This is a genomic window from Nostoc sp., from assembly GCF_041747015.1.
Taxonomy (GTDB): Bacteria; Cyanobacteriota; Cyanobacteriia; order Cyanobacteriales; family Nostocaceae; genus Nostoc.
The window spans coordinates 1-11,450 of the sequence record NZ_JBGTFY010000145.1 but is presented as its reverse complement, the minus strand read 5'-3'; the positions used below and the strand labels follow the sequence as shown (position 1 = coordinate 11,450).

Sequence of the window (11,450 nt, the reverse complement as noted above, 5' to 3'; positions counted from 1 at the left end):
ATGCGGGAAACTTTGATGGTAAATAGGTCCGCGCTGTAGGGGTTTAGCAATGCTAAACCCTTACGACAGATGCGGTTTTTTGCATTATACATATTTGGTATTTTCTGTCAATGCGTAAGTTCTAGATAGTTTTACTTAAAAAATGAGGGTATTGGCGACTTGTCAAGTTGCCAATACCCTCACATAGATAAATTAAGTTTTTGTAGTAGCCTATAAGTCTAAGTTAGTGCCTGAGCAACTGCTGCCGAAAGTGGCTCGTTTGCTGCTTGCTTCAACAATTCGGCTTTATCGGTCTGTTCCCAAGGCAAATCTAAATCAGTCCGCCCAAAGTGACCGTAAGCCGCGACGTCCTGATAAAAACGTCCGCCTCGTTCACTTGGTAAGTTGCGTAAATTGAAAGTATGGATAATCCCAGCCGGACGCAGTTCAAAGTGTTGCTGAATTAATTCCAGTAAGGTTTCTTCATCCACTTTGCCAGTGCCAAAGGTATCCACTAGAATGCTTGTTGGTCGAGCTACACCAATAGCATAGGATAGTTGGATTTCAACTTTTTCTGCCAACCCAGCAGCGACAATATTTTTCGCCACATAGCGAGCTGCGTAGGCAGCAGAACGGTCTACCTTCGTGGGGTCTTTGCCGGAAAAAGCGCCGCCACCATGCCGTGAATAACCACCGTAAGTGTCAACAATTATTTTCCGTCCTGTCAAACCAGAGTCTCCTTGGGGACCACCAACGACAAATTTGCCGGTAGGGTTGACTAAAAAACGTGTCTCCTGATTAGGCTTAATTTCAATGTCGCCAAAAACAGGTTCGACCACTGCTGACCAGAGGTCTTGTTTAATCTTGGCTTGTACTGCCGCCTCATCCGTGATTTCCCCAATAGTGGCTGTATGCTGGGTGGAAATTAGGATAGTATCAATACCTACCGGGCGTCCGTCTTCGTAAGCTACAGTTACTTGGGTTTTGCCATCAGGACGCAGGTATGGTAGTTCACCCGTTTTGCGGACTGCTGCCAATCGGCGAGCAATGCGGTGGGCGAGACTGATGGGCAAAGGCATCAGTTCTGGTGTCTCGTTGCTGGCAAAACCGAACATTATACCTTGATCTCCCGCGCCAATTTTGTCAAATAGTTCATCACTATCTTGCTGGCGGGTTTCTTGGGCGGTGTTCACGCCTTGGGCAATATCAGGTGATTGTTCGTCTAAAGCTAGCAGAACGCTGGTGCTGTTGGCAGAAAAGCCATTGTCGGCATTGGTATAGCCAATTTCGGCAATTTTTTTGCGGGCGAGATTGACGAAATTCACATTGGCTTTGGTGGTAATTTCACCCGTGATTAGCACTAAACCAGTATTAACTACTACTTCGGCAGCGACACGGCTGCTGGGGTCTTGTGTCAGCAAGGCATCAAGAATGGTATCAGAAATCTGATCGCAGATTTTATCTGGATGACCTTCGGTAACTGACTCAGAGGTAAATAAATATCGACGAGACAAAGCGAATTCCTCCTTTGAGAGTATTTTTGCTGACTAAATGTAGGTATTTAGTTCAACTAGCTAATTTATGAAATCATAGCAATATTTATACTTCAGTAGTTAATATCTTCTTGATGTTAATAAAAACCACTAACTATAGCTAAGTGTCTGTAAAGTAGGTAATAAACTAAAAGTTATCTAATTTGCACACTCAAATTAACCAAAATTATTGTGTTTTGGGCATCTGGAGCGCCTAGTTATTGGAAATTAAGCACCGGGAAAAGAGCATAAGGCTAACCCAGTAGCGACAAAGGCGTAACACATCTTCGAGTAACAACCAATACTCTTGGCAAATTAAAAATCTAATTTTTACTCTAATTTGTAAGGTTGATGGTGTTATAAGTAACAGATTTTATCAATCTCCTCGTTTATATTCAGAATGTAGAATTTAACACAAAAAAATGGGGACACGCAGAAGCGCCCCCACAAGCTCTGAAACAAACACTGGTGCTTTTAAACCTGAACTGCTAACTTTGCTTCCGTAGCTGTCAACCGCTCATAGGCAGCACGCATTTTCAAACCTGTAAGCACTTGGAAGAAACCAGTACCATTATTGGAACCTGGATACTCGCGGTGCTGGAGTAATAAGTGAGTTAATTCACCTTGGTATTTGGTAGATGTATTGCTGAGATGAGTTTCGATGTAAATTACTTCTTCCAAGTTGTCAAATTGACCATCCACCTCTAGTACTGAGACATAGCGGCCGTAGTAGACATCTGAACCGTAGTACAATTGCATACCAGGATAAGAACAGGTCAGCTTGCGTCCACAGGGAGTCCAATTAATTGTTGAGCCTTCATCAAACAGGTAGGTTGGCTCAAAGCCTTCCTTGTCTTCCCGCTGGAGCATACGTACTCGTAGGACTCTGCGCTCGGTGTCGTTTTTGATCAAGTTTGTGGGCAATACCTGGAGAACTACATCGGCAAATTCTCTTTGTGGTTCGATAAACTTATCAAAGTCAGGTTTGCGGGAATTGATTTGCGCTAAGACATCTTCGTAGCGATGACCGCGTTCAGCCATATCTCGCTGGATTTTCCAGGCAATTTTGACTTCATCGCTAATGTCAAAATAAACACTGAAGTCAATTAGCGATCGCACCCGCTCATCATACAAAGGATGTAGCCCTTCAACAACTATAATCCGATTCGGCTCCACCCGCTCTGGCGGATCAATCAAGCCAGTTTCGTGGTTGTAAATCGGCTTATTAATTCCTTGACCACTTTTGAGCGCTTTAATTTGCTCATACATCAAGTCAAAATTGTTCGCCCTGGGGTCTAGTGCAGTTATCCCCGTTTCTTTGCGCTGTTTGCGATCGAGGGAGTGATAATCATCTAAGCAGATGACTGTCATTAAATCTTCACCAAACAAGTCTATCAAACGACGCAAAAACGTAGATTTACCGCAACCAGAGTCTCCGGCTACTCCAATCAGTACCACGCGTCCCGGCTTACTTGTCATAAATTTCCTCTAAAATACTAAAGTTGTGTCAATAATTTTTCACACAGCAGATTGTGAAGCTAGGAGTTTACCCCTTTGGTTTATCCTGCGTTCTCGCTACCCAGCACAGCTATAAGACACCAAACGGGTAGACAACAAAATAATAAGTTGCTACTCGCCGGACTGGCCTGAATTTTGGTGCCGGTAAGTATTTAATCCTAGTGGTATATTTGATTTTAACAGAATGGCGTATCCCATACAAGATTTGCCCTCAAGAAGAATTAGCGTGTGTTTTTTGTTATTTTTCCTTTGTAGTACATGAGACAAATGACAAATTACAGCCTTAACGCAAAAATGTGCAATTGCTAAGTAAATCTATGGACTTTGCTGCGATCGCCAGAGCATTTTATCAATAAATCGCCATTCATCTAAACCACCATAGACAAGCATACGAAACATCCACATTGGTTCACCACCTTCTACCTTGACACGCGGCAAAACTAAGGGATCAAGTTTTGGTTTAATAGCCCCGTGTTGGGAAGTAAAAGCCAACTTGTAGCCGCTTTCCTTAAGAATCTGGGTTGTAGAATTGTTAAAATCAGCCAATGTACCAAAGGGATATGCAAAAGCTGTTACCTGAACCCCTAAGTTTTTTTCTATAGCTTCACGAGACATGACAGTCTCTTGATAGGCTTCATCTAGACTCATTTTCCCCAGAGAACGGTGGGTACTAGCATGAGAACCAATAGTTACACCTGCTTCGGCAAGAGCTTCAACATCTTTCCATGTCAAATAAGGTTCTATAGTTTCACTATTTATACTGTAATTCTTTCCGTTACTATCAATATTGTTTGTAGTGATAAAGGCAACTGCTGGTATTGAGAATTGCTTGAAAATCGGTAGCGCTTTCAAATAAACACTCCGATAACCATCATCTACAGTAATCAAAACTGCATTTTTGGGAAGGTCTTTTTTTCCCGCTACAAAACTCTCTATATCGCTAAGAGATACAGCCAAATTTTTCCGGGCAATCCATTCCATTTGGGCTTGAAAATCTTTCATTTCTATACAAAATGGATCGCGTTCTACATTACCAAACCGATGGTAAGTGAGGACACGCACTGGTGAATAACTAGACTGATTCTTATTCAAAATTAATTGTTTTAATGGCAGAGATGCCAAACACATACCAGAACGTGCAGTTTTTTTTAAATACCAGCGAAGAGGCTTAATTGAGCTTGATATCATTGAAGATGATATGAGTTTTTTCTGCCTCTTCTTTGATAAATGATTTCATTATCTCTACGGCACCAAACTCTGATATATTTCTAAATTTAACTTTTAAAACAGAAACAACTGACTTACTCCTCATAAGATTTTAAAAGTTCAAATAGGTTGATTTCTGTTCCAGATTTCTCACAAAGCCTGAAAAAATGGGGTCAAAAAACTGTTAGAACGCGCATTTTACATATTACCATCAAAGAATGATTCATAAAAATCTGAACCGACGTATTTACGTTGATATACAACATAATTCTTTTGTACAGTGCGTAAGTCATAGTTATTACTGTAAGTAATTTCAGTATATAAGGTATAATTTTGCTTTGTACCAGATTTTTTCACCTGGCTTGAATCTCAATTCCTGGTGGACAATGCTCAAAATACTCAAAGCTAAAGTCTATCTAAATGAATGAGCTTGCAACTATCATTAGTTAGATTCTTGATTCTTGGTTATAAATTTCTCAAGTTACTCAAATAGAAGTGTCAGCGTTCGAGTAAGGTGCTAATAGAGGTTGACAGATTTTTCACATCAAGGGAAACTTAGTTATAATTACTTAGGCAACGGTTATCTTTGTCGTCATGTTCAAAGTTAGAAGTTGTCCTAGTTGTGTAATTAACTATGACTAGGTGATAAATGTAGCTAACAGTATTTGGGGAGACTAAAAGATTTGGGGAAGTAAAACCTTCGGAGTCTGTCATTCTCCGATGTAAAGGGCTGGAGCAGGCAAGTACAATAATAACTTTAACTTTTGGAGGGATGAGCGATCGCTTTCACCAATCAAAGCAGCCTTCTGAGAATATCTACTATTGTGAGTTACTTCTTCGGTAGTAAGGTAAAAAACTATCTCCCTGACAGGGGTGATAGTTAACGAAAAAAAGATTAAATTGACTCATTATTAACATTCTCCAAATAACTTATCCTCTACCTTAGAAGGTGAACAGGTGTGTTTTTTGCTATGCCTGCATGTCTTTGGTGAGTCTACTTAGCAGGGCATTAATTAATGATGCCTTTTTCCCAAAAGGCCAGTTTTGTGAAACGAAAATCCGGTAAACTAAAGCTGGCAGGGGATGGGAATAGTTTTTTTGAAAAACGGTTAAGTAAATTATCGGAGTGGTAGAACGAATGTACAATCAAGGTGCTGTTGAGGGTGCTGCCAACATAGAATTAGGTAGCCGCGTCTTCGTCTACGAAGTGGTGGGTCTGCGTCAGAGCGAAGAAACTTATCAAACGAACTACCCAATTCGTAAAAGTGGCAGTGTATTCATCAGAGTGCCTTACAACCGCATGAATCAAGAAATGCGACGTATCACTCGTCTAGGCGGCACAATTGTTAGCATCCAGTCCCTAACTGCTCTAGAGCAAGTTAATGGTAAAGCCTCATCGGGGAATGCTAACAGTGAAGGGAATGGTAAAGCCACACCTGTGAATGCTAATAGTGAAGTCAAAAGCTTCGCTAAACCACCAGCTGAAGAACAGCTCAATAACAAGGACAACAAAGGCAACACCATGACTCAAGCGAAAGCCAAAAAAGACGCCCACGGTGACGTTCCTGTTAACATTTACCGTCCCAATGCTCCGTTTATTGGCAAGGTAATATCTAATGAACCGTTAGTCAGAGAAGACGGTATTGGTATTGTTCAGCACCTCAAGTTTGACATTTCGGGCGGAGATTTGAAGTATATAGAAGGTCAAAGTATTGGCATTATTCCGCCAGGATTAGACAAGAATGGCAAGCCTGAAAAACTCAGACTGTATTCGATCGCATCAACTCGTCACGGCGATAATGTAGATGATCAGACAATATCATTGTGCGTCCGCCAGTTGGAGTACAAGCACCCGGAATCTGGCGAAACAGTCTATGGTGTTTGCTCTACACACCTGTGTTTCCTAGAACCAGGGGCAGATATAAAAATTACCGGGCCTGTGGGTAAGGAAATGTTGTTACCCGAAGATCCCGATGCCAAAGTCATTATGATGGCAACCGGAACAGGTATTGCGCCGATGCGGGCTTATCTGTGGCGTCAGTTTAAAGATGCAGAAAAAGCAGCCAATCCAGAATACGAATTTAAAGGATTCTCTTGGCTAATATTTGGTGTACCTACAACTCCAAACATTCTATATAAGGAAGAACTGGAAGAAATTCAACAAAAATATCCTGATAACTTCCGCCTCACCTACGCCATCAGCCGCGAACAAAAAAATCCCCAAGGCGGTAGAATGTACATTCAAGACCGTGTAGCCGAACACGCAGATGAATTGTGGCAATTAATTAAAGATGAAAAAACCCACACCTACATTTGCGGTTTGCGGGGCATGGAAGAAGGTATTGATGCAGCCTTAACTGCTGCTGCTGCTAAAGAAGGCGTAACCTGGAGTAGTTACCAGAAGGAACTTAAGAAAGCCCATCGCTGGCACGTAGAAACCTACTAAGTTAGTGCTGAGTAATGAGTGCTGAGTGCTGAGTAACGAGTGCTGAGTTATAAGTTATGAATGAGTAGGGTGGGCATCGCTCACCCTACAATTGTTTTATATAGATAGCTGAAGTAAGTGTTCTCTGTTCTGAAGGGTAAAGTATTAAGTACTTGTTACTACTCAGCACTCAGCACTCGTTACTCAGCACTCAACAATGAATTGGGTGTAAAATTTGTGGGTGTGAAACTAGGAATACTGGGATTAGGCACTGTGGGGACGGGAACAGTGCAGTTGTTGCAAGATCCGGCTGGGCGTCACCCGTTGTTGCAAGAAATAGAAATATATCGGGTGGGAGTCCGATCGCTTGATAAACCCCGTACAGTAGAATTATCTACGGAAGTCTTAACTACAGATTTAGAAGCCATTGTCAACGATCCGGCGATAGATATAGTAGTTGAAGTGATGGGCGGATTGGAGCCGGCGCGATCGCTCATCCTCAAAGCTTTAAGTAATGGTAAACACGTAGTTACCGCCAATAAAGCTGCGATCGCCCGCTTTGGGGCGGAAATTTTCACAACTGCCAATCAAGCTGGCGTATACGTCATGCTAGAAGCCGCTGTAGGTGGTGGGATTCCGGTGATTCAACCCCTGAAGCAGTCTTTAAGTGTTAACCGCATTCACACTATTACGGGCATCGTTAACGGTACAACTAACTACATCCTGACGCGAATGCAAACAGAAGGCAGCAACTTCAGCGATGTCTTAGCTGATGCCCAGCGTTTAGGTTATGCTGAGGCTGACCCCACGGCTGATGTTGAAGGCTTAGACGCAGCCGATAAAATTGCGATCCTGGCATCATTAGGCTTTGGTGGACGCATTAACCTACAAGATGTTTATACTGAGGGGATTCGGCAAGTGAGCAAAACAGATATTGCCTACGCCGAAAAATTGGGATTTGTGATTAAATTGTTAGCGATCGCTAAACGTGATACTCCCTCATCTCCTCTCTCCGTTAGAGTTCATCCTACCTTCGTGCCTCAAGCCCACCCTCTGGCTAGCATCAACGGCGTTTACAACGCCATTCTTGTCGAAGGAGAACCCATCGGGCAAGTAATGTTTTTCGGCCCCGGTGCTGGTGCTGGTGCAACTGCCAGTGCTGTCACATCGGATATCTTAAATTTAGTTGCTGTCCTTAAAAGCAATACAGCAGTACCAAATCCATTATTAGCTTGTGGACATCAGGAATACTGCCAAATTGCGCCAATGGCAGAACTCATAACTCGGTTTTACGCCCGTTTCCTCACCAATGACCAACCCGGAGTTATCGGTAAATTGGGTACTTGCTTTGGTAACTATGGCGTTAGTTTAGAGTCAATTGTCCAAACTGGCTTTCAAGGAGAACTAGCAGAGATTGTGGTTGTTACCCATGATGTGAGGGAAGGCAACTTTCGGCAAGCTTTAGCAGAAATTCGGAATTTGTCAGCGATAGAAAGTATTCCCAGCTTACTGCGTGTACTTTGAGATTAATTGGAGTGTGGCTTTTCACGGCTCTACAATTCACGATCTCCAAAAAACGATGCACCACCAATTGAAAAAATCCCCGAAGTTGGAGAACTGAATGAATTAGATTTTGTTGACTCAAAAAAACTGTTAGGTAGCTATGGACGGCAGTAAATCATTTTAACCAAGGTATTTTGGCTTAAGTGTTGGCAGACAGAGTGCAGAAACTTTCAAGTTAATTTCTACCACAATTACCAACGCCGTGCATTTCATCCCAATTACCTGAAACCTTGAGGTTGTGGGTAGCGTCACTATTTCAGCTAGTAGTTATCCTAAATCACTCCAGATTGGATATTTCATATCTGGATAAAGTACTTGAGATAATTAGAATACAAGCTGAAATCCTGAATCCCAAATTGCTATGATGTCCTGCTATCAATTGCCAATATCACAGATGCGTCGCTTTGGATTAGCTTTAATGCTGCCAGTCGCACTATTGGGTGCTTCTGTCTTCCCTAGCCAACTACAAACCGCTACTGCACAAACATCTGGAGGAAATCGCCCCCTTACTATCCGCGCTGATGTGCAAGAATATGACGCTAAAAATCAAGTAATCACCGCTCGCGGTAATGTGCAAATGTCATATCCGGCTCGCCAGATTCAGGCAACATCTGCCCAAGCACAGTACTTTAGTAAAGAACGCCGAATTGATTTCAGTGGCAATGTCTACATTTTGCAACAGGGTGGTAACAGTATGCGGGCGGAGAAAGTAACTTATTTAATTGATGAAGGGCGATTTGTCGCTTTACCCCAATCCAACCGTCAGGTAGAGTCTATCTACATGGTGCAGGAATCAGATAATGATGGACAAGCTGCAACACCTGCTCCACAGACGCCAGCATTCAAGCGTTCTAATTAGCATCTACCATCAAGAAAGGGCGCGAACAATGAAAATTGTTTTAGAGAATATTCACAAATCTTACGGCAAGCGAGTAATTGTCAATCGTGTTAATCTTTCTGTTGCTCAGGGCGAAATCGTTGGTTTACTAGGCCCCAATGGGGCTGGTAAAACGACGACCTTTTATATTGCCACAGGTTTAGAAAAACCCAATCTAGGAAAAGTCTGGCTAGGTAATCTAGACGTTACGGGAATGCCAATGCACGAAAGGGCGCGCTTGGGTATTGGCTATTTAGCACAAGAACCAAGTGTTTTTCGCCAACTCTCGGTACAAGATAATATTCTGTTGGTGCTAGAGCAAACTAATGTGCCACGATGGGAGTGGTCAAGACGACTCCAAACTTTACTGCGGGAGTTTCGGTTAGAAAAATTAGCCAATAGCAAAGGAATTCAACTTTCTGGTGGTGAACGACGGCGGACAGAATTAGCAAGGTCTTTAGCCGCTGGACAAGAAGGGCCAAAATTTTTACTTTTGGATGAACCATTTGCTGGAGTTGACCCCATAGCAGTTTCAGAGATTCAGCAAATTGTGGCACAACTGCGCGATCGCGGCATGGGAATATTAATTACAGATCACAATGTCCGCGAAACCCTCGCCATCACTGATCGCGCCTACATCATGCGCGAGGGACAAATTCTCGCTTTTGGCGCTGCTGACGAACTATACAGCAATCCCCTTGTACGGCAATATTATTTAGGGGATAATTTTCAAGTCTAAATTAACAATTACAACAGAATTCAGGAGTGAAAAAAGCTTTATATCTAGCTTTCAGGTTGAGTTCCCATACTTCATTTAGTCGCAAACTGCTGTATTTAATTAATAATTTCACAGGATATTTTGATTTTTTATTCTTAAGCATTAATTTCTGAGTTAATTTTCAGCTATTGAGAATTTAATTTTGATACTAAATACAGTACATATAGTAGTTTGCAGCTAAGTGAGGTACAAAACCCAGACTTCAAGACTAGATATAAAAACTGTTTTATCCCTGCCGGCTACCTCCTGCTGTCTGCTTCATTTTGCCAAGGTTGCTAATGTTTAACTTTTCAAGTTGCTTATGATATCAAAGAAGTTCGCGTCTTTCTACAATCTCCATTTGCTGCTGCCTTTTACGATCATGGATCGCTACCTCGCCAGCGAATTGTTAGCGCCGTTTTTCTTTGGTGTCGGAGCTTTTTCATCACTTGGCGTTACCATTGATGCTGTATTTGATCTCGTCAGAAAAATCGTAGAATCTGGGCTACCCATAGACATTGCGATTCAGGTTTTTTTGTTAAAGTTTCCCAACTTTATCGTTTTAGCCTTCCCCATGTCTACGCTGCTGGCTACTTTGATGACTTACAGCCGTCTTTCTAGCGACAGCGAACTAATTGCCCTGCGTGGTTGTGGGGTGAGTGTCTATCGCATGGTGCTAACTGCTGTGATGTTGAGTCTTGTGGTTACAGGAATGACATTTGTGTTTAACGAACAAATTGCACCAGCAGCAAATTATCAAGCGGCAATGACTTTAGAGAAAGCCCTCAAATCAGATAAGCCAACTTTTAAACAGCAAAATATTTTCTATCCTGAATACCAGGATGTTGTGCAGCCGGATGGCTCTAAGAATAGGAAGTTGACACGCTTGTTTTACGCCGACCAATTTGATGGTAAGCGAATGAAAGGTTTAACGATTATAGACGGCTCAACAAACGGTCTGAATCAAATTGTGGTATCAGAATCTGCTAAGTGGAATCCTTCTCAAAATGTCTGGGATTTTTACAACGGTACGATCTATTTTGTCGCTGCCGATCGCTCTTATCGCAATATCGTTAGATTTGAACACCAACAACTGCAACTACCGCGCACGCCATTAAGTCTGGCAGAAAAAAGTCGGGACTATGGTGAGATGAATATTTCTGAAGCACTACAGCAACTAGAAGTAGAACATCTCGGTGGCGATCGCCCAAAAATTCGTAAACTTGAAGTGCGGATTCAACAAAAAATCTCCTTACCTTTTGTTTGTGTAGTTTTTGGCTTAGTAGGTGCAGTGATGGGAAGTATACCTCAGCGGACTGGAAGAGGCACCAGCTTTGGGATTAGTGTCGTAGTAATTTTTTCATACTACTTAATTTTCTTTATTAGTGGTGCGATCGCGCAAGCAGGTGTCCTCTCTCCCTTTATGGGCGCTTGGTTGCCCAACTTTCTTTTTATGGGAATAGGTCTATTCTTATTAATGCGAGTTGCCAAACGATGAGGGGGATAAGAAAGAATAATTCGCTTGCTCCCTCATGTCGGGAGCATCTCACTTTCGTAAAAAGCCTTTAAAACCTCACCCCAACCCTCTCCTTA

8 protein-coding genes are annotated in these 11,450 nt (G+C 42.3%); 5 read left to right on the top strand and 3 right to left on the bottom strand.

Translation table 11 applies throughout. From position 1 onward, the window contains the following. Positions 1 to 218 precede the first annotated feature (218 nt). From metK to ACEW80_RS11335, 3 genes are all read right to left on the bottom strand, one after another. The gene (gene metK / locus ACEW80_RS11345) at positions 219 to 1,493 is read right to left on the bottom strand and encodes a methionine adenosyltransferase (protein ID WP_373526671.1); all 1,275 of its coding nucleotides are present in this window, start codon (positions 1,491 to 1,493) and stop codon (positions 219 to 221) included. Between the two features lie 492 nt (positions 1,494 to 1,985). Then, positions 1,986 to 2,990, bottom strand: a complete 1,005-nt coding sequence (locus tag ACEW80_RS11340) for a phosphoribulokinase (protein WP_373526670.1) — start codon at positions 2,988 to 2,990, stop codon at positions 1,986 to 1,988. A gap of 354 nt (positions 2,991 to 3,344) precedes the next feature. Then, positions 3,345 to 4,217, bottom strand: a complete 873-nt coding sequence (locus tag ACEW80_RS11335) for a polysaccharide deacetylase family protein (RefSeq protein ID WP_373526669.1) — start codon at positions 4,215 to 4,217, stop codon at positions 3,345 to 3,347. Between the two features lie 1,156 nt (positions 4,218 to 5,373). Between ACEW80_RS11335 and petH the strand changes: the two genes are divergently transcribed. From petH to ACEW80_RS11310, 5 genes are all read left to right on the top strand, one after another. Beyond that, positions 5,374 to 6,681 (top strand): ferredoxin--NADP reductase, encoded by a 1,308-nt coding sequence (petH, locus tag ACEW80_RS11330; RefSeq protein ID WP_373526668.1) that lies wholly within the window; start codon positions 5,374 to 5,376, stop codon positions 6,679 to 6,681. 216 nt (positions 6,682 to 6,897) lie between these two features. Next, entirely contained in the window at positions 6,898 to 8,184 is a 1,287-nt protein-coding gene (locus ACEW80_RS11325) for a homoserine dehydrogenase (RefSeq protein ID WP_373526685.1), read from the top strand. A gap of 400 nt (positions 8,185 to 8,584) precedes the next feature. Continuing rightward, a complete protein-coding gene (locus ACEW80_RS11320) occupies positions 8,585 to 9,082 on the top strand; it encodes an LptA/OstA family protein (RefSeq protein WP_373526667.1) in 498 nt (165 codons plus the stop codon). Positions 9,083 to 9,110: 28 nt separating this feature from the next. Continuing rightward, entirely contained in the window at positions 9,111 to 9,839 is a 729-nt protein-coding gene (lptB, locus tag ACEW80_RS11315) for an LPS export ABC transporter ATP-binding protein (RefSeq protein WP_373526666.1), read from the top strand. A gap of 400 nt (positions 9,840 to 10,239) precedes the next feature. Beyond that, complete coding sequence (locus tag ACEW80_RS11310; protein ID WP_373526684.1) at positions 10,240 to 11,355, top strand: LptF/LptG family permease; 1,116 nt, start codon at positions 10,240 to 10,242, stop codon at positions 11,353 to 11,355. Positions 11,356 to 11,450: the final 95 nt, after the last annotated feature.

Excerpts from the sequence above, each read along its gene's own strand:
- ACEW80_RS11340 (WP_373526670.1), bottom strand. The coding sequence starts at position 2,990 with ATGACAAGTAAGCCGGGACGCGTGGTACTGATTGGAGTAGCCGGAGAC.
- ACEW80_RS11335 (WP_373526669.1), bottom strand. The coding sequence starts at position 4,217 with ATGATATCAAGCTCAATTAAGCCTCTTCGCTGGTATTTAAAAAAAACT.
- petH (WP_373526668.1), top strand. The coding sequence starts at position 5,374 with ATGTACAATCAAGGTGCTGTTGAGGGTGCTGCCAACATAGAATTAGGT.
- ACEW80_RS11320 (WP_373526667.1), top strand. The coding sequence starts at position 8,585 with ATGATGTCCTGCTATCAATTGCCAATATCACAGATGCGTCGCTTTGGA.
- lptB (WP_373526666.1), top strand. The coding sequence starts at position 9,111 with ATGAAAATTGTTTTAGAGAATATTCACAAATCTTACGGCAAGCGAGTA.
- ACEW80_RS11310 (WP_373526684.1), top strand. The coding sequence starts at position 10,240 with ATGGATCGCTACCTCGCCAGCGAATTGTTAGCGCCGTTTTTCTTTGGT.